General features: G+C 67.7%; 16 protein-coding genes and 4 pseudogenes. 10 read left to right on the top strand and 10 right to left on the bottom strand.

Going from position 1 to position 18310, the window contains the following annotated elements; genetic code table 11:
* Nucleotides 1-16: 16 nt before the first annotated feature.
* The 4 genes and pseudogenes from EDD90_RS31535 to EDD90_RS56425 all read right to left on the bottom strand — a co-directional run.
* Complete coding sequence (locus EDD90_RS31535; RefSeq protein WP_123976296.1) at nucleotides 17-1096, bottom strand: plastocyanin/azurin family copper-binding protein; 1080 nt, start codon at nucleotides 1094-1096, stop codon at nucleotides 17-19.
* Nucleotides 1097-1146: 50 nt separating this feature from the next.
* Complete coding sequence (locus EDD90_RS31530) at nucleotides 1147-2484, bottom strand: copper resistance protein CopC (protein ID WP_123976295.1); 1338 nt, start codon at nucleotides 2482-2484, stop codon at nucleotides 1147-1149.
* Nucleotides 2481-2681 (bottom strand): hypothetical protein, encoded by a 201-nt coding sequence (locus EDD90_RS57735; RefSeq protein WP_260328219.1) that lies wholly within the window; start codon nucleotides 2679-2681, stop codon nucleotides 2481-2483. The genes EDD90_RS31530 and EDD90_RS57735 overlap by 4 nt, the downstream gene beginning before the upstream one ends.
* Before the next feature lie 869 nt (nucleotides 2682-3550).
* Nucleotides 3551-3691 (bottom strand): annotated as a pseudogene (locus EDD90_RS56425) (IS5/IS1182 family transposase); the annotation flags it as partial.
* Between EDD90_RS56425 and EDD90_RS55730 the strand changes: the two are divergent.
* Nucleotides 3678-3905, top strand: a complete 228-nt coding sequence (locus tag EDD90_RS55730) for a hypothetical protein (RefSeq protein ID WP_185149283.1) — start codon at nucleotides 3678-3680, stop codon at nucleotides 3903-3905. The pseudogene EDD90_RS56425 and the gene EDD90_RS55730 sit on opposite strands and share 14 nt — an antisense overlap.
* Nucleotides 3906-4470: 565 nt before the next feature.
* Here the strand turns inward: EDD90_RS55730 and EDD90_RS31515 are convergent.
* Nucleotides 4471-4935 (bottom strand): alpha/beta fold hydrolase, encoded by a 465-nt coding sequence (locus tag EDD90_RS31515; protein ID WP_123976292.1) that lies wholly within the window; start codon nucleotides 4933-4935, stop codon nucleotides 4471-4473.
* Nucleotides 4936-5061: 126 nt separating this feature from the next.
* Here EDD90_RS31515 and EDD90_RS31510 point away from each other — a divergent pair, with 126 nt between their 5' ends.
* On the top strand, nucleotides 5062-5529 hold the full coding sequence (locus EDD90_RS31510) for a helix-turn-helix domain-containing protein (RefSeq protein ID WP_123976291.1): 468 nt from the start codon (nucleotides 5062-5064) through the stop codon (nucleotides 5527-5529).
* Between the two features lie 1039 nt (nucleotides 5530-6568).
* Here the strand turns inward: EDD90_RS31510 and EDD90_RS31505 are convergent.
* The gene (locus tag EDD90_RS31505; protein ID WP_123976290.1) at nucleotides 6569-8083 is read right to left on the bottom strand and encodes a sialidase family protein; all 1515 of its coding nucleotides are present in this window, start codon (nucleotides 8081-8083) and stop codon (nucleotides 6569-6571) included.
* 271 nt (nucleotides 8084-8354) lie between these two features.
* Here EDD90_RS31505 and EDD90_RS31500 point away from each other — a divergent pair.
* From EDD90_RS31500 to EDD90_RS31485, 4 genes and pseudogenes are all read left to right on the top strand, one after another.
* A pseudogene (locus EDD90_RS31500) lies at nucleotides 8355-8615 on the top strand (transposase); the annotation flags it as partial.
* Nucleotides 8616-8672: 57 nt separating this feature from the next.
* Nucleotides 8673-9443: an aminoglycoside adenylyltransferase family protein gene (locus EDD90_RS31495; RefSeq protein ID WP_123976288.1), complete on the top strand. Its 771-nt coding sequence runs from the start codon at nucleotides 8673-8675 to the stop codon at nucleotides 9441-9443.
* 261 nt (nucleotides 9444-9704) lie between these two features.
* Nucleotides 9705-10130 (top strand): hypothetical protein, encoded by a 426-nt coding sequence (locus EDD90_RS31490; protein WP_123976287.1) that lies wholly within the window; start codon nucleotides 9705-9707, stop codon nucleotides 10128-10130.
* Nucleotides 10131-10655: 525 nt separating this feature from the next.
* Nucleotides 10656-11594: a MerR family transcriptional regulator gene (locus tag EDD90_RS31485; protein WP_123976286.1), complete on the top strand. Its 939-nt coding sequence runs from the start codon at nucleotides 10656-10658 to the stop codon at nucleotides 11592-11594.
* A 468-nt stretch (nucleotides 11595-12062) separates the two neighbouring features.
* On the opposite strand, the pseudogene EDD90_RS31480 reads toward EDD90_RS31485, so the two are convergent.
* A pseudogene (locus tag EDD90_RS31480) lies at nucleotides 12063-12518 on the bottom strand (tyrosine-type recombinase/integrase); the annotation flags it as partial.
* Nucleotides 12519-12533: 15 nt separating this feature from the next.
* Here EDD90_RS31480 and EDD90_RS57730 point away from each other — a divergent pair.
* The 4 genes and pseudogenes from EDD90_RS57730 to EDD90_RS31465 form a co-directional block, all read left to right on the top strand.
* Nucleotides 12534-12713: pseudogene (locus EDD90_RS57730) on the top strand (hypothetical protein); the annotation flags it as partial.
* Nucleotides 12714-12760: 47 nt separating this feature from the next.
* Nucleotides 12761-13045, top strand: coding sequence for a hypothetical protein (locus EDD90_RS57725; RefSeq protein WP_260328831.1), 285 nt, complete (start codon nucleotides 12761-12763; stop codon nucleotides 13043-13045).
* A 107-nt stretch (nucleotides 13046-13152) separates the two neighbouring features.
* Nucleotides 13153-14445, top strand: a complete 1293-nt coding sequence (locus EDD90_RS31470; protein ID WP_260328218.1) for a NucA/NucB deoxyribonuclease domain-containing protein — start codon at nucleotides 13153-13155, stop codon at nucleotides 14443-14445.
* A 14-nt stretch (nucleotides 14446-14459) separates the two neighbouring features.
* Nucleotides 14460-14984: a hypothetical protein gene (locus tag EDD90_RS31465; RefSeq protein ID WP_123976284.1), complete on the top strand. Its 525-nt coding sequence runs from the start codon at nucleotides 14460-14462 to the stop codon at nucleotides 14982-14984.
* A gap of 586 nt (nucleotides 14985-15570) precedes the next feature.
* Here EDD90_RS31465 and EDD90_RS31460 read toward each other — a convergent pair.
* The 3 genes from EDD90_RS31460 to EDD90_RS31455 are packed head-to-tail and all read right to left on the bottom strand — an operon-like array spanning nucleotide 15571 to nucleotide 18275.
* On the bottom strand, nucleotides 15571-16473 hold the full coding sequence (locus EDD90_RS31460) for an NmrA family NAD(P)-binding protein (RefSeq protein WP_123976283.1): 903 nt from the start codon (nucleotides 16471-16473) through the stop codon (nucleotides 15571-15573).
* Between the two features lie 49 nt (nucleotides 16474-16522).
* The gene (locus tag EDD90_RS55725) at nucleotides 16523-16696 is read right to left on the bottom strand and encodes a hypothetical protein (protein WP_185149282.1); all 174 of its coding nucleotides are present in this window, start codon (nucleotides 16694-16696) and stop codon (nucleotides 16523-16525) included.
* Between the two features lie 34 nt (nucleotides 16697-16730).
* Nucleotides 16731-18275, bottom strand: a complete 1545-nt coding sequence (locus EDD90_RS31455) for an MFS transporter (protein WP_398926057.1) — start codon at nucleotides 18273-18275, stop codon at nucleotides 16731-16733.
* Between the last annotated feature and the right edge of the window lie 35 nt (nucleotides 18276-18310).

The raw sequence follows: 18310 nt of genomic DNA, 5'->3' as shown, positions 1-18310 counted from the left end.
CACGTTCCTCGGAGGGTCAGCAGGAGTTGGTGAGGTAGTTCGTGGTGGGTGCGAGCAGGTGCTCCGCCCAGACGGTGTGCGTCTTCACGTACTGGTCAGGGTTGAGGATGTCCGTGATCTGCTGGCCCAGGGACTCCTCCAGGTGCGCGGAGTTGACGTGCTGGAGGATGACCGTGAGCGTGTTGTCGGCCACGGAGCTGGTGCCGTTCACGGCCGGGGTGAGGATCGACTCGAGCCAGGCCGTGTGCATCTTGATGTAGCTGTCGAGCTGGAGCGCGTCCTGGACCTGCTGGCCCGGGGACTCCTCCAAGTGGGCCTTGTCGATGTGCTGGAGGATGGGCAGCAGGACCTGCTGGACGCTGACGCACTGCTCGCTGCCGCCGTCGCCGCTGCCGCCGCCCGTACCGCCGGAGCCGCTGCTCCCCCCGGTCGAACCGCCTGTGCTGCCCCCGGTGGAGCCTCCGGTCGAACCGCCCGTGGAGCCTCCCGTCGAGCCTCCCGTCGAGCCGCCCGTCGAGCCGCCCGTGGAGCCTCCCGTCGAGCCACCGGTCGAACCGCCCGTGGAGCCTCCGGTGCCACCCCCGGTGCTGCCGCCACCGCCCCCGCTGTCGGCGACCACGGTGATGGAGGCCGTCATGTCCGGGTGGACGGCGCAGTAGTACTTGTAGGTGCCGGCCTTGGTGAAGGTGTACGACCAGCTGTCGCCCTTGTTCAGCGTGCCGGAGTCGAACTTGGCCGGACCGCTGGTTGTGGTGACCGTGTGCGGAGCGGTGTCCTCGTTGACCCACTTCACGGTCTGGCCGACCTTGACGGTCAGGGCCGGCTGGGCGAACTTGTAGTTGGTGATCTTGATGGTGTAGTCGGCTGCCTTGGCCTGGGCGGCGGCGGGCCGCGCCTGATCCATGGAGGTCATCGAGTGGGCGTCGGCCGCCGGTGCGGCCGTGGCGGGTGCGGCGGACCCGCTCGACGCCTGGAGCAGAGCGAGACAGGCGACGGCCGCGATGCCGGCGCCTGCGCCGGTGGCGAGCAGTACTCGGTTGCCCATCCGGGAGCGGCGGTGGCGCGGCGGGGGTGTGGTGGTGTCTTCGGTGTGCATGGTGGTGCGTCTCCCTTGCGAGGTGAGAGGGATGGTGCGGGGATCGCCGGTCAGCGTCCGGGGGCGGAGGTGACCAGCACGCTCGTCGCGGCGAGGACGACGAGGACGAGCCCCGTCTCGGCCGCGACCGAGTAGACGAAGGGCCGTACGGTGGCTCGGTCACCGCGCAGCAGTACGGCGATGTCAAGCCGTGTTTTCACCCAGCCGCGGCTGCCCTGGGCGATCAGCAGCACAACGGCCAGTACGGCGAGTTTGAGCAGCAGCAGCTGCCCGTAGCCGGTGTGGATCAGGGCGCCGAATGAGCCGACGATCTGCCAGGTCAGGACCGCCCCGGCGACGGCGATCGCGGTGACGGCCACCCCGGCCAGCGTGGAGTAGCCGGACACGGTGGACGACAGCTCCTCCGGCCGGCGCCGGGGGAGCACGCCGAACAGCAGCAGGGTCAGGCCGCCCAGCCAGAGCGAGACGCCCAGCAGGTGGACCAGATCGGCCACCGCGCCCCAACCCGGATGCGTGCCTTCGGCGTTGTGGCCGGTCATTCCGGTGGTCCGCAGAAGTCCGAGGGCTACGGCGAGGGCACCGACGCGCCAGCCCGGCGACCGGGCGGTCCGCTCACCACCCTGGAGCAGCGCGGCCAGCACGATGGCGGCCAGCACCCACATCAGCCCCCGGCATGCGGCGACGACTCCGACTTCGGTGCCCAACAGGTCCGTGTAGGTAGAGGACTTCAGTACGTCGCCGAGCGGGCCCATTGCGCCGTACGCACCCTGCAGCCCCGGCGCGAGGAGACTCGCCGCGAGCCCTGCCGTCCAGGACAGCGTGAGGATCCGGCGGGTACGCCGGTCATGGGCGCCCTGCGGCCAGAGCAGCGCCAGAAATGCCAGCCCGCCCACATAAAAGGCAAGGGCGAGGTACGCGGCCCAGCGGGTCACGGTCCAGGCCGTGCGTACCGACTCGGACGCTTGCGGCGCGGCCTGGGTGCCGGCTCCGGCCGCGCCGGACTCTTTGGCTTTCGTCGCGAGCGTGAAGGACAGGGCCCCGGACGTCGGGTGGCCGTCTTCCATGTCGAGCACTTGCCACACCACAGTGAGACGGTCCCTGCCCGTGGTCTTCGGGACGGTGACCTCGACGACATTGCCCTTGGCGTCGCCGCGGGGCGGACGGGACGGTGCCAGCCGCTTGCCGCCCACGGTGACATGGACGTCCGCGAGATCGACCTGCTCAGTGAAGGCCAACCGGACTTCGGCTGGAGTGTGCGCGATCCGTGCGCCGTTCTTCGGCGTCGAGGAGTCCAACTCGGTGTGGGCCGAGGCGGCCGGCGCGGCGAGAAACAGGGCGGCGAGCGCGGCCAGCACAGTGAGAAGCAGGGAGCGGAGGCGGCGTCTCACGGGAGCACCCCCGTGAGGAGCGAGGGCGAGGCCGCCACGCCGACACACACCGACGACAGCCCGGCGGCCGAGGAGGTGGGCTGCGAAGGGGAAGCCGACGGGGACGGTGAGGCCGTGACGCCGGAGGCGCCGCCGTCGAGGAGACCGTCCAGCAAACCGGTGACCGGAGTGATCACGCCGTTCAACAGTGGCTGCACCAGATGCGCTTCACCCTCCTGGCAGCCGTTCGGCGAAGTGGGAGATGGGATTGGAGTGGGCGAATCCGATGCCGAGCCGGACGGGACGGGAACCGGCTCTTGCCCGCCGCCTTCGCCAGCCGTTCCGTCGCCGCTCCGCCCGCTGGTCGGCGGCGTTTCGGCGACCACCGGAATTCCGGCGTCACCGCTTCCCGGCCAGGAATCCCCCGCAGAGCCGGATCCCGCCCCACCGGCAGAAATACCGGAATTGCGGACCCTTGAATTACTGGCCCCGGAACCGTCCGAAGCGCCGGGCGAGGCGGACGGAGCCCCGGCCACCGGAGGAGCGGCGGTGTTGATGGGCGTCGCCGCCGGGGCGCCGATGCCCGAGGCGTAGCCGAGCACGACTATCACCGCCGCGACGAGCGTTCCGGCGACGATCTCGTCGCGGTGGTCTCCTGGCCAGGACGCCCTGGCGAAGAAGGACATGGCCCCTCCTGACGCTGTGTGTTAACTGCGGTGACCAGGAGTTGACCAGAGGAGACGATTCCCGTCGGCTACGCGTCAGTTAATCGCCCGTTTCATTGCCTCACTTTCTTACTGAGATGACCTGTGAGAACGGACCTCACCACCCCAATGCGCACATTGCATTCCGTGAAGAAAGTGAATGTGACGTGAATTCGAACGTGCTAGGCATTTCATTCTTCACTAAACCGCCTCGAATGCATATGCTGCGGAATCCGATTCTCGACCGCCGGCGCGCGAAGGGGCCTGCGGAGTCACCGTCCCGCCGTGGTCGATCGGGAGGCATGGGGTCGCTGCCGCCAACGGGTGGCGTGCGAGGCAGCGCGGACCCACCGCTTGACCCGGGCTCCGAACAAGACCGTGTCCTACGTGGTGAGGCGGACCGGTCGCTTGTAGCAGCACAGGGCTGCGGCGAGTCCGAGAAAGGCCAGGCGGTTGCGGGGATTGCGCTCGTAGCGGGGGCCGAGTCTGCGGTAGCCGGACAACCACGACATGGTGCGTCCGATCAGGAGTGGAGGTCCGACCCGCTTCTCCGCCTCCATGTCCACCTGGATCCAGGCCCACAGCACCCTCGTCGCCCTGCTCGCGGCAGCTGCGGTTCTGATTGCGGCCGCACTCGCCCCGCGCCATCACCTGCGCCCCCGCGACGGCGGCCGGCACGGTGACACCGGCGAGACCGAAGCGGACTGCTGCGGGTGCGAGAGCAGGGCCGCCCGTTGACCGTGGGCTGATCGACCTCCGTCATGTCGACGCAGAGGCTGCCCTCACCATCGGTGACGGGTTTCTTGCAGGCGTCGCCGACGGCGAGAAGCTCGCGCGTCACGGTTGGCCTCCTGCGGATGTGCGGCTGCTTCGGAACGTCCTCGATGGCCTCGAAGATGTCGGCGTCGGTCTCCTTCTGCCGGTCGGGCAGGTCAGGCAGGTCAGGCAGGTCAGGCAGGTCAGGCAGGTCGGCGACGTAGCCGGGCTCGGGGTCCTCGAAGTGCTTGTACATAGAAACCACGCATGTCGAAGGGCCTCACCGCGAACGGTGAGGCCCTTCGACATCGTGCCCGGTGAGGCACTGGCGGAGAATACGAGATTCGAACTCGTGAGAGGTTGCCCCAACACGCTTTCCACATGTTCGTCCGGGAGGCCGGACGGGCTGGGCACTGTCCTGACCTGCGGTGGAACATATCCAGTCGGCCCAAGTGGACCCGCACGGACGCAGCCGAATGCGACCTGAACCGCAGCCCTCCCGCTCCCCGTCCAAGCTCTCTCGTCATCAGCCTCACGGCCGATCCGGTCATCCGATCGCTGCAGCGGCCTTCTTGATCAGGTCGGCGACGACGCCCGGCCGCGATACGTAGATCGCGTGGCTGCCGGGTGTCTCGGCGACGGTGGCGCCGATGCGCACGACGCCCCTGACGCGCCCGTCGCCCCGACGTGTCAGGCAGCGGACCGCCTCGGCCGCGCCCATGGAGTGTCCGACCAGTACGACGTCGCGCAGGTCCAGGTGGGCGAGAAGGTCGGCCAGGTCGTCGGCGAGGCGGTCGAGGTCGTAGCCCCGTCCGGGAACGTCGGAGCGCCCGTGGCCGCGCCGGTCGTAGACGACGCAGCGCATGCCGGCGGCGATGATGGCGGGGATCTGGTAGTTCCACATCCCACTGTTGAACGCCCAGGCGTGGGCGAACACGACCGTGCGGCCCTCGGCCGGGCCCGCCTCCGCGTAGAAGAGCCGAGTGCCGTCGGTGGTGTCGAAGTAGGGCATGGTTGAGGTCCTCTCACCGCTACAGGTCCGCTGGAACTCGGCCATCGTGTGGCCGCCGGGGACCGCGATGCGAATACCCTGAGAGGTACTCGTTTCTCACGCATACGCGGGATACCGTCGCGGTTCGTGACAGCTGTGACCGTCGGAGACCTGATTCGTCGGCGGCGGGACCTGGTCCGGCGCAGCCAGATGGATCTGGCGCACGAGATCGGGATCTCGCCTCGGCATCTGAGCTTTGTCGAGCTGGGCAGGTCGAAGCCCAGCCCCGAGGTGATCATGGCCATTGCCAGGCACCTCGACCTGCCACTGCGGGAGCGGAACGACTGGCTGCTGGCGGCGGGTTACACTCCCCGCTTCCCGGAGACGCCGCTGACCGATCCGGCGCTGTCCGGAGTCCGGACCTCGTTGCAGACGCTCCTGGACGCGCACGACCCGTTTCCCGGCGCGGCGATCGACGGGCAGTGGAATGTGCGGCTCACCAACGAGGCCGGGCGCCGGCTGATCTCCGGCATCCCTGAAGAGATACGCGGCATGCCGACCAACCTCTTCCGCACCGCAGCACACATGAGGCCGGGAAACCCCGTGAACACGTGAGAACCACGGAGGGGAGTTTTCTCAGGCCAGACACATTGCAGTCGACGTTTCCGCAGGTCACACCCCTGTCGAAAGAAGACTCCTAAAGCGGGTGCCGCAGGTTCGAATCCTGCCGGAGGCAGGCTTGACCTGCGACTTTAACGCAGGGTAATTACATGTTCTGGTTTCTGTAAGGAAATGGGAACGCCGTGGGAACGGAGTCTGATTGTCCGTCAGGGTCGATCGCAAGCGAGCGCCCGCGCGCCGCGCCCGCAGGTGACGACCGAGCCAACGACTGAGCGCGGCGGCTCCTTACGGAACGTGCCGGGCGATGGCGGCATGACGGTGAGCGCGCACGATCGTCGCTACAAGCGCGGGGTGGAGGCCACGGCGGTGTTCACGACGACGGACGGCAGCCCACGCCTGGCCACATGGTTGAGTGTCAGCTGTCGGCGCCGCGATGGGGGCTCGGTGACGAGTGGAACAGCGGGGACAGCTGAAGCCGAAATGGCCCCATGAGAAAACGGCCAGTCCAACTGATCGCTTCGCTGATCACTGGCGCGGGGCACTGGAGCCTGTGGATGGTTCACGCATGACTCACCCTTCGCGATGCCTACGTCTCGCGGGCATCGGGCAGCCCGGCCTTCTCTCTCGCTGGCGGACCCGGCTTCCCCTTCACCCTGCAGCCCGGCCAGGAACAGGACTTCACCGTGCACTTCCAGCCCACCACGGCTGGGATCGCCACAGCGACCTTCCACCTCACCAGCAGCGATACCGGCAATCCCACGCTGTCGGTCCCGGTGAGCGGCACCGGAGCGTAGGGTCCACTGCAACTGAGTAGGTGCCGCAGCCGAGCGCCCAGCCGACAAAAAGCGATGTCTGCCCCGCCTTTGAGGCTGCAGGGCGACTGCACATGAACGTGGTCCCGTACATGTGGGAGGGGCGCCCCTTAAAGAACCCGAGGCCCCTCCCTTCACTACTCGGGGTGCGTCAACCGCAGTCGCGCACCTTGGGGTCTGTCCGGCGGCTCAGCGCCGGACAGACCAGGCCGCTCAAACTGTCAGGGACTGTCCTCCCCGCCCTCGGTGCCACCGTTGGCCAGCCACTGCACGTAGGCGATCGCGGCCAGGCGGGCCGAGAAGGCGTTGTCGCGGGCCGTGGCGGTGGTGACGGCCGTGGTGCCGGCGGTCGCCGCGAGGCCCGCCGCCGGTGTGTACATCGCCTCGTTGAAGACCGAGCCGCTGGGGGCCGAGGCGACGGCGAAGACGGGGTGTGCCGTTCCGCCGGAGAAGGACGTGGAGATGTAGTCGCCGACCATGGTGCCCTGGGTGGTGCTCGCCAGCCAGGAGTGGGCCATCGGCCCGGCGAGCTGGGTCGGCGTCGTCCAGGTGCTGCCGCCGTTGGTCGAGGAGACGTACCCGACGTCCAACTGGCAGGTGGAGGCGCTGCAGTTGGCGGTCGGGTGGTAGTAGTACGTCAGCGCCAGGTGCGCGGTGGAACCCGAGGTGGACGGGTCGACCGCGAGGCCGGGGATGAAGTGGTCGACGGTGCTGGTCGTCGTGTCGATCGGGATGCGGGTCACCGACGACCAGGTGGTGCCGTTGGTGGTGGTCGCCATCACGATGTCGTTGGAGGTGCAGGAGCCGCCGCTCGCGCGGAAGCGGCAGTCCTGCCAGACGACGTAGACCTTCCCGGCGGAGTCGATCTCGGCGGAGGGCAGCGGGCCGCTGCGCAGGCTGCCGCCCACGGTGAACGTGCTGACGGTGGCCACGGTGGTGGCGTTGGTCCAGGAGCTGCCGCCGTTGGTGGAGGTGAAGGCGCGGATCGCGGTCTCCGAGGCGTTGGCGATCGGGACCACCACGGTACCGTTCGGCTGTACGACGGGCTGACCGCCCAGGCCGGTGGCGTTGTTGCCGGTGTTCTTCGAAGCACCCCAGGTCAGTCCACCGTCGGAGGAAGTGGTCATCTTGTTGCGGTCGCCGTCGCCGTTGTTGTCGTACTCGGTGTAGCAGTTGCCGTAGAAGGCGCTCGTGGCGGTGTTGTCGCAGACGATCCAGTTCTTGTCGAGGCTCGAACCGGTCGCGGTGACCACGGGGTTGCTCCAGGTCAGTCCGCCGTCGGTCGAGCGGCTGGTGTACACCTCGGGCACGGTGACGGACGAGGTGATGGGGATGGAGGAGATCAGCCAGACGTTGTGCTTCGCGTCGTAGGTCACCGAGGCGTCGCTGACCCGCTGGAAGGTGCCGCCCGCCTGTGTGGTGATCCCCGGCAAGAATCCCTTGGTCCAGGTGGCACCGCCGTCTTTGGAGGTCGCGAAGCCGACGTTCGAGCCGCCGCCGTCGGTGAACCGGCCGACCTGGAAGGCGGAGACGATCGTCGAGCCGTACGAGAACGTGTCCGGCTCGACCTCGGTGGCGTGCTGGCTGGTGGAGTTGGTGTAGGGATCGGCGCTGATCTGCGTGAGGGCGGGCGCGGCACTGGCGGTGGTCGTCGTCAGGGCCAGCGCGCCGGCCGCGAGGGCCGCCGTCACCAGGCCGGGTCTCGCCAGGCGGTGGAACAGTGACGCCAGGGACATGATCCGTTCCCTCTCAGAGAAGGGGCACGTCCGGCATCGATGTGTCGCTTGCGTCGCAAAGCGGGAACGGGAGCATGCCTTGTACACGTCCGCACCATGAGGGCGGGCGGGGCCCGGCCGAACCTAACATCGTGCAGGACGCGCTGAAGGACGCCGACACTCTGCCGTGATTTACATGACCACGTCAATATTTTTGGTGCAACATTGCCTGACCCGGAGGGAATTGACGCCCTCTTGACCCGCACCCGCCCCTCCGTCCCGCCGGCTGCCGCATGTCTCCCACGCCATGCGTGAGCTGATCGCCGAGCGTGAGTGGCTGACGGTGTTCCTGCTGCCTGTCTACGCGCCCGACCTCAACCCGGTCGAGGGGGTATGGGCGCATGTCAAACGCAGCCTGGCCAATCTCGCCGTCGTAGCCCTCAACCGCCTGGAAACGCTCGTCCACAACCGGCTCAAACGCCTCCAGCACCGGCCAGACACCCTCGACGGCTTCATCACCGGAACCGGCCTCGCCCTCGGCACATCGCCCTGACCAGCCGCAGTCAGATAATGCGGTGCAGGCGGCCGGATGACAGGAGACGCTGGTGCAATGAATCAGGTTCAGCAGGTCGTGGAGCTGGTCGACGGTGTGCTGGGCCAAGATGTCATCGGCACCTACCTCCACGGCTCCTGTGTGCTCGGTGGACTCAGGCCGGCCAGCGACGTGGACGTGCTGGTCATTTCCCGGCGGCGAATGGGCGAGCAGGAGCGACGGACACTCCTGGGTGGACTGCTCCGGATCTCCGGCCCCCGAAACAAGGCACGCCCCATCGAGCTCACTGTGGTCGTCCAGTCCGAGGTCCGGCCGTGGCGGTACCCGCCGACCGGCGACTTCCTCTACGGCGAGTGGCTGCGCGCCGCATACGAGGCCGGGCAGGTCCCCCAGCCGGAGCCGATGCCCGATCTGGCCCTGCTGATCACCATGACGCTGACCGGCGACCACCCCCTCACCGGCCCGCACCCGGCGCAGGTCTTCGACCCGGTCCCGCAGGCCGACCTGGTCCGGGCGAGCGTGGCGGGTATCCCCGGCCTGCTCGACGACCTGGACAACGACACCCGCAACGTCCTGCTGACCCTCGCCCGCATCTGGACCACGCTCGCCACCGGCCAGATCAAGTCGAAGGACGCCGCCGCCAGCTGGGCCCTTGCCCAGCTCCCGCCCGCGCACCGTCCCGCCCTCGAACACGCCAGGCAGCTCTATCTCAACTGCCCCTACTCCGAGGAGAGCTGGAGCGATGCGTTGCAGGCGCAGGTGCGCCCGCATGTGGACCGCGTGCTCTCCGAGATCGACCGGCTGCGCAACCGAACCCCGCGGACGTAAGGGCCACGGCGTGAAGTCCCAGGAGCCGAACCCGACAGTCGCCCACCTGCATTCGGCCGAGCCTTCCAGCGCGGAGTGAGCAGTTCGGCGACGACGTAGCCCACTGGACACGACCAAGCAGGTCCAGTACCCATCAAAGGCGCACCTTAGCCAGGCCGAGCCGGAGTGAACGCCGTGCCACGGGCGTCTGCCTCGCCCCACCATCGTCACCCTGGAAGGCCGAACTCAGTGAAGATCTCTAGCCAGGGAGGAGTCCGGCTGATGCACAACAAGGTCCGCCATGTCCGTCAAACGGGTGGTCAGGTTCCAGGGTCCGGCAACAGAGTCCCACTGGCGCTCTTCGCGCTCTCATCCCCGTGTAGCGCGTGTCACCAGTTCCTCTTCCGGCTCCAGAGATCCGGCGGCCTCGTGTGCGAGCGTTGCCGAAGATTCGATCAACTCGACTCCGCAACCTCTCGGCTTGAGCGGAAGATCGACGAGGCATCCGGCCGCCGGCCCGCACTTGCCTTGGCCGAAGCCTCGCTCACGGATGCCAAACAGAAGGTCAAGCGCCTCAAGGCGCGCAGGCTCCCCGCAAGTGCAACCCACGAGCGGATCTTGGCGGGGCGCTTGGACAAGGAGCTCGCCGACGAGGCGCTTCGGCGCTATACGGCACTACACGAGCGGGCGAACCGGAAAGCTCCCTGACGTTCTTCGGCTGGGAGTCGCCGACTCCCTCCCACCGAAAGGCGCGGTGGGAGAAGGCGTTGACCTGGCTCCAGGAGACCTTCTCCGTCAACAACCACCTGGCGCCGACGCCTCGATGATCTCCGGCAGTCGCCACTGAACTCGTCATTGTTCGGAGCGAGGCGCCCGAGAGGATCACCTGGGACGACTTCGAGGACTGGGGCTGGCCGAGCTGACACCGGCTCGGTCCCGATCTCGATCGACCACCGCTCTGGCAGGGGCCTCTGGTACGTCTTGGCCTCCCGCGGCTGATCCTGAGCCACTAGATGATTGAGTCCAAGGGCTCGTAGCCGTAGGCCGCCGGCGAGTGATGTCGCATGTCGCTGCTATCGCCCGCCCAGCACGTGCAAGGCGTGCCCGTTTCATTTTGGAGGTCAGCGGAGAGCACGCGACGCATGCTTCAGCGACTCGGTGGACGTCTGGGTCGGGGCCCGGCTGGGGAATGGCCTTGAGTCTCCAGCGACTGGAGACAGCAGAGTGGGGGACATGGACGTTACGACCCTCTACTCGATCGGGGAGCTTTCCCGGCGGACCGGCGTGTCTGTGAGGACCATCCGGTTCTACTCCGATTCGGGGGTGGTAGCGCCGACCACCCGTAGTCCCGCCGGTTATCGGCTCTACGACCTCGACGCACTGCTTCGTCTGGAACTCTTGTGCACACTGCGCGAGTTGGGCATGGACCTGGCCACGATTCAACGGGTACTGGACCGTGAGCTCTCGGTGGCGGAAGTCGCCGCGGCGCACGCCGACGCCTTGGACGTCCAGATCCGGATGCTGCGACTGCGTCGGAACGTTCTGCGAGTCGTGGCCAGCCGCGGGTCCAGTCCCGAGGAGACCAAGCTCATGCACAGGCTCACACAGTTGTCCGGCGAGGAACGCCGACGTTTGATCGACGATTTCGTGGATGGCACCTTCGGCACAGTGGATGCCGACCCGGCCGCGGTGGCCATGGTTCGCGCTGCCACTCCCGACCTCCCCGATGATCCGACCGGCGAGCAGGTCGCCGCGTGGGTGGAGCTCGCCGAGCTGGTCGGCGACGAGGATTTCCGTGCCCGGATGCGCCGGACGGCCGTACGTCAGGCGGCCGGGCGCCCGCTCGACATCGAATGCGAAGCCGGCGAGGAACTGATGGAGTTCACCCGTCAGAAGGTGGCCGAGGCCATGAAGTCGAGCATCGACCCGCTCGGCGACAGGGGCGCACCCATCATCGACGACCTCGTACACCGCTTCGCCGAGGTGTTCGCGCGCACCCCTGACACGGAATTCCGGGACTGGATGGCGCAGCAGTTCGAAGAGGCGCACGATCCCCGGGTGGACCGATACTGGCGGCTGGTGTGGATCGTCAACGGCTGGCAGGTAGTACCGAACCTGATCCCGGCGTACCCCCGGCTCATCCAGGCCCTGCGAAATGACCACGCCGCATAGTCACCGCAGTGGAGACCGCCCGGGATCCCTAGTCCGAGCCTCTAACCTGTCTGCAGCGGCCCGCTCAGACGGTCGAAAGCCTCGACCCCCTGAGCCGAATTCCAGGAGCCTTTGCCGCCCCCAAGAGGTCTGCGGTGCTCACCGTTTCGACGACCGCAGCTGACCTCAGCCGACTCCCCTGGCTCCGTTTCCAGAGTTTCCGAGGCTCCACATGGGAACGTCATGGGAACGGAAGGCCGAGTAAAGACAGGGAAGGACCGGGAGAACCCGGAAGACTCCACCCTGTTGACCAGCAGGAACAGTGAAGCCGGGGAAAGGTCAGGACAGACAGGGTGATCAATAGACTCTCTCCTAAAACGGGTGTCGCAGGTTCGAATCCTGCCGGGGGCACCAGGCAAAAGGCCCCGGACCGATCATGGTCCGGGGCCTTTGACATCTACTTTCTACTTTTGACATCAACGGGGGCGGTCACCCACGACTGGGGCGCTTCTTCCTGTTCCTCAGCAGCCGGTCCATGTGGCTCATGGCTTCACGCTGGGTGTCCTGGACGACGTGCGTGTACACGTCCGTGGTGATGCTGATCTGCGAGTGCCCGAGGATCTCCATCACGACGCGGGGCGCGACCCCGGCCGCCGTGAGGAGGGTGGCGGTGCCATGGCGGGCGTCGTGCAGCCGGATGACGCGAAGGCCGGCGGACTCAGCGACGCGGGTGAAGGAGCGGTAGAGGTTGCGCGGCTCGACCGGGCGACCGGTGCGGGTGGCCAAGACGTAGTCGGACTCCTGCCACCTCTCCCCCGCCTTGATCCGGGCGTCCGCCTGCCGCATGCGGTGCCAGCGCAGGGGTGCAATGCAGAGGGCAGGCAGCGGGACAGCTCGGCGACGGCGGCTCTTGGGGTCGTCGTCGTAGAGGACGCCACGGCGGCGAATGGAGCGACCGACATGCCCGACGGAGAGATCGCCCTGGAGCTCGCCGAACTCCGCCGCGCCCTCGAAGTCGGGCTCGCGCGGATCGACGGCCAACTCGCGCTCCTGGTCCAGCGTTCCGACCAGATCGACAAGGCCCTCGAGGAACTGGACGGCCGGGTAACCGCTCTCGAGCGCTCCCGCTGGCCCCTCCCTCCGCCCACGTCTGCAACGCCGTCGCTCTGGAGGCCAAGCCAGAGGTCATGGCCGCCCGCGCTGCCGGCGATGCGCCCAGCGCAGCGTCCCTCCGCGAGCGCGCCGCGCACTCCTTCGCCGTCGACCCGCAGCACGTCGACCTGGCCCGGTCGTCGACCACCGTGGAACAGTCCCTGGAAGCCAAGTCGGAGCCGATATGGACCGTCAGCTCCCAGCAGATGACAGCGGGACTCGAGCACAGTCACCGGCGCTATCGAGGCTTCACCGCCGTGTACTCGGCCCGCACCGGCCAGCTCCTCGAAGCCTGCTGGGGCGGGATGTGCCGTTCCTGAGCGGACGGAACCAGCAAGGCGCCACCCGCGACGGCCGCCACGAGCAGTCCCGGCCGAAACCTTCCACCATCCGAGACTTCACCACGCTTCCCAGGGAGCAACTCCGTGTGCAGCACCCCAACCACCGAATACGACTGGTCCGCTGGGCCCGCCGAGCAGCAGCCGCCTGCGCCGTGACCCTCCTGACCACCACCGCCGCGACCGCGGCGCCCACTCAGGCGCACACACCGCGACCCGCGACGACCGCAGGGTTCGTGAACGCCTCGTCCGTTCCCAAGTCCGAGCTCCAAGAGCTGAACCACCCGGTTCCGTTCGCCGTCTATCGGCGCTCGCACGGCAAGCAGACGCGGCACGGGCACACGGTCCGGCGCGCACCCGCGGACGAACAGTCGGACCTGCGCCAGCAGTGCGAGCAGCAGACGGCTGCCGCGAAGACCCAGGCCGGCTGGATCAAGAGCCGCTTCGAGAGCTGTCAGAAGAAGCCGTACGACCTGATCCTGCGCGACAAGAACGGCACCGAGGCCATCGGCCGTCTCTGGTTCGACATGTGGACCCTGGGCTTCGCCTACGACGGAAGCCGCAGGGTCGACTACCTGGCCAGCGTCGAGAATATCCGCGTCCAGACCGCGCCTCCCGAGGACGCCACCAAGTGGAGCATCGGGCAGTTCTTCCGGGACGACGTCAACGCCAGCGCCAGCGACCCCAATCCGCAGATCACCGCTCCCAGCACGGTCCAGCGCGACGAACCGCTCGGGGTCTGGAACGACAAACCGACGTGGACGCTCACGTACACCTCCCCCGACCTGGGTGCCCAGTTCGACTCCGGTAACCAGCAGAAGGTCGCGGGAACGGTCTCTATGGACCTCGGCGTCTCGTCGCCCAGTGTCTCCCCGTACAGCGAGGTCGACGCCTACCACTCCGGCGTGCGCTTCGACTACGCCGGACCAGTGGCAGGCAAGCACCTGGGTACCGTCTTCACCGGAGCCCGCGTGGAACTCGTGATGAGCCGCAAGGACCCCGCCGTCAAGGAGAGCGCCCTACACCTCTACGACGCCCTGAAGCACCCGGAGCGCACCTTCCCGTCCTTCGCGGGCAAGACCATCCCCGGGGAGAAGGAGCCCCTGCACCGGCTGATCGACAAGGACAAGCAGAAGGCGAACCGCAAGAAGTCCATCGCGGAATGCAACAAGGTGTGGGGCGACTACTCCGGGTCGGGCTTGGAGTGCGACGAGTACCCCTTCGCCAGTACGAAGGAAGGATCGACCAAGGGCGACAACCGGTACTCCGTCCGCCTGATCACGGGCACGGACAACAACGCCGGCGGCAACATGATCCTGGCGATGTACAGCGCCAACCGAGTCCTGGACGGCGACCCCTTCTACGTGAAGATCACTGACTGACAGAGAGGCACCCCATGGCACTCCTCGCCGAGTACAGCGTCACCGCAAGCCCCGACCGCCGAGTCGTCGAGGTCCACGACGCTGACGCCTACCTCGGTGACCAGGCAGCCATGGCAGCCGCGGAGGTACAGGTGGTAGCCGGCAACGGCTACCACCTGTACCTGCTCAGCCGCCAGCCCGACATCGACGTAAAGGTCACCGTCCGCATCTGGGACACGCCCCCCGAGCCCCCCGCCGACGCCGAAGGCCAGACCCCGGTCAGCATCGAGTGCGAGACCGGCATCCTCGTCGTCAACCAGCTGACTATGGGCCCAGCTGGCCAGATGACCCTGCCCCGCCCGGGGGTGTACGAAGGCTACGCGTGGTGGTCGGGACGCGAGGCGGCGTCCGCCTACTACGACGAGATCCTGAAGAGCATCACCGACGACTGGTCCCTGGAGCAGATCCAGCACGCATGGGACCAGTGTCCCGCTGACGAGCGTTACGTCCTTGACCTGGCCTTCACCCGGGAGTCCGAACCGGACGACGAGGACGACTGACAGCCCGCGCTCGCCGTACACCGGGACTCTTCGCGGAGAGGCGCGCCATGCCATGCGCATGCACCCCTCCGGTGCCCGCACCATCGCGAAGCGCTTTCTGGCCAAGCAGCAGTAGGTGTGCGAATGCCCCGCTCGGCAGCGGTCCGTGCGTGAGCGATGCGTGAGCGGACGGCGCGGCACAAGCCATCCCGGAGTGGAGGGCGTAGCACCCAGCACTGCCTTGACCAGGTCGTTCCGGACAGCGAAGAACCATCCGGACCCCCCACGCCCCACCAGGACTCCTAAACCGGGTGTCGCAGGTTCGAATCCTGCCGGGGGCACAAGCGTGACCAGGGGATACGCCCGGGCCAGGATGGTCCGGGGCGCTTTGACGGCAACGACCCACAGGCGGCAAGCAGGCGACCGCTACGCGATACGGGTTGACTGACACCCGAATCCTTCGGCATCACAACATGCTTCGGCCGATGGACCACGGCTACGGCGTCCCTGACGCGACCGAGCTCGGGTAGGCCCGCTCCCGGAGCCGATCGCAAATGATGGACACCGCCTCCCGCGGCAGGCACCGAACGCGCACAAGCAGGTCGGTTCAGCCCAGGTAGAAGTCCTTTCGGGCGGCTACGAACGCCTCGATGGACTGGGCGGGGATGCCCGTCACGCGCTCGACGCCGTCGGCAGTGCGGTTGTAACGGTTGTCCCGGTGCAGCCGGGCCATAGTGGCGACGTGCTGTTCGAGGTGCGGGGGCATCCCCAGCTTCGGGAGGTGGGCCTCCCACCGCTCCGGGGGCATGTCCACATAGGACACCGGCCTGCCCAGCGCCCGAGAGAATTCCGCGGCCAGCTCCGTCATGTCGACCGAGCGCGGCCCGGTCAGCTCGTAGACCTGCCCGATGTGGGGAGCCGGGTCGCGGAGCACAGTGGCGATGACCCGGGCGACGTCGTCCACGGCGACCGGCGAGGTGCGTCCGGTGCCGAACGGCACCGTGATCGTGCCGTTCTCCTGAATCGACCGCGCCGCCATCGTGGTGAACAGCGGAGTGTCCAGGAACGCCGTCGGCCGGATGTGCACCACCGGCAGACCCGACCAGTCGAACACCTGCTCCGCCAGCCAGTGCAGCCGCTGCTGGTGCGACTCCTCCGTGCTGGTGGCAGTCATCTGCGACACCGTCATCTGCGACAGGTCGACCAGGGCCTCCAGCTTCCCGTACTCCTTCGCAACGGAAGCCACCGCGGTCGCCGCCAGCAGATGGTCCGGCGACACGCGCATCCCGAAGTACATCCGCGCCACGCCCTGCAGAGCGGCAGCCACCGTCTCGGGCCGGGTCAGGTCACCGATGACGACCTCTGCGCCCAGTGCCCGCAGTTCAGCGGCCCGCTCGTCATCGCGCCGGACCATGAAACGCACTGGCACGTCCTGAGCACGCAGGTACTCGAAGACCGTGCGGCCCACGCCGCCGGCACCGGGGATAAGAACAAGGTTGTTGACAACCATCGGGCGATCTCCTTCGAAAGTAATGGAAAATATCTGAGTTGAGGCGTGATCAGAGCGTCAGCCCAGCCGTCAGCAAGGCATTGGCCCCTGCGATGCCACTGTGGGTCCGTGTGGCGATTTCACACGTCGTGACGGTCTCTTCGAACAGCCGCAGTACCGTCTCGATGACGGCGGTTTCGGCGACGACACTGCGGGGACGTCCCCGGCAGGCGGTCGCCTCCATGTCTCGCGGGGATGGTTCGTGATCACCGTCGGGCTCAGACGGTCTGGCGCTGGGACTTGGCACCGCTGGCTGCCGCGGCGGCGTCCTTGCCGGGCAGGAAGACCAGCACGACAACCGCGCCGACCAGGGCGACGGCTGCGGACCCCATCGCGGTGATGTGCATGGCATGGATGAAGGCGTCGTGCGCGGGCTGCACCAGTGCCCTGCCGGCCGGTCCCAGCTTCTTGGCCACGGTAAGGGTCGCCTGGACGGATTCACCTGCGGCGTGCCGGTCGGAGGTGGGCAGTACGTCCAGGTGGCCGTCGATGCCGTTGCGGTAGGTGGTGGACAGCAGCGACCCCAGCACGGCGACACCCATGGCTCCGCCGACCTGCCGGAAGGTGTTGTTGACCGCGGATCCGGAGCCAGCCTTCTCCCGGGGCAGCGACGACATGATCATGACGGTGGCGGGCGGCATCACATGGGCCATCCCCGTGCCCATCAGGAAGAACAGCACCTCCAGCACCCAGATGGGGGTGTCCTGGCCGAGCAGCAGGAAGCCGGCGAAGGCCACGGCGGTCAGGACGAGGCCGGCGGCACACACGGCCCGGGCGCCGAAGCGGCCCACGACCAGCCGGGCTCGCGGGGCGAAGAACATCTGGGAGGCGGCCAGCGGCAGCACGAGCAGTCCGGACTGCAGGACGCTGTAGCCGCGCACGCTTTGGTTGTAGAAGACGCTGAAGAACGTGACGCCCATGAGGGCGAAGAAGACCAGGCCGATGGCGGCGACGGAGGCGGAGAACCGCCGGTTGCGGAAGTAGGTGACGTCGAGGGCCGGATGGTCACTGCGGGCCTCGTACACCACGAAACCGGCGAGGACCACCAGGCCGCCCAGGATCGTCGCCCACGCCTCGGGCCGGGTGAAGTCGCCCAGCTGGCCGCCCTTGATGATGCCGTAGACCAGCACCGCCAGACCGACGATCGACAGCAGCACGCCGACCGGGTCGAGCCTGCCGGGCCTGGGGTCCCTGGAGTCGGGGACGATCGCCACCATCGCGACCACCGCGGCGACCACGATCGGCACATTGACCAGGAAGACCGAGCCCCACCAGAAGTGCTCCAGCAGAACGCCGCCGGCGATCGGGCCGGCGGCTATGGCGAAACCGACCACACCTGTCCATATGCCGATGGCCTTTGGCTGCTCCTCGGGCTCGAAGACGTTCATGATGATCGCGAGGGTGGCGGGCAGGATGAAGGCGCCGCCGAAGCCCATCACGGCGCGGAAGGTGATGAGCTGCCCGGAGGAGTCCGACAGCGCGGACAGTACCGATCCCACACCGAACACGGCCATGCCGAAGAGCAGCACCTTCTTGCGGCCGAGCCGGTCACCCAACAGGCCCGCGGTGAAGAGCAGTCCGGCGAAGACCAGCGTGTAGGAGTTGACCGCCCACTCCAGCTGACTCTGGGTGGAGCCGAGTCCGGTGGGAGCAGGCTGGGCGATGGTCTTCATCGCCACGTTGAGGATCGAATTGTCCAGCATCACCACCAGGAGGCTGAACGCGAGCACGGTCAGGATGGCCCAGCGCCGGCGGTGGACCACCTCGGAAACCCTTCGTCGCTGGGCAGGCGGCACGG

The organism is Streptomyces sp. Ag109_O5-1, assembly GCF_003814875.1.
In the GTDB taxonomy this organism is placed as follows: Bacteria; Actinomycetota; Actinomycetes; order Streptomycetales; family Streptomycetaceae; genus Streptomyces; species Streptomyces sasae.
The sequence above is the reverse complement of the archived record's forward strand: the minus strand, read 5'-3'. Positions and strand labels throughout refer to the sequence as shown.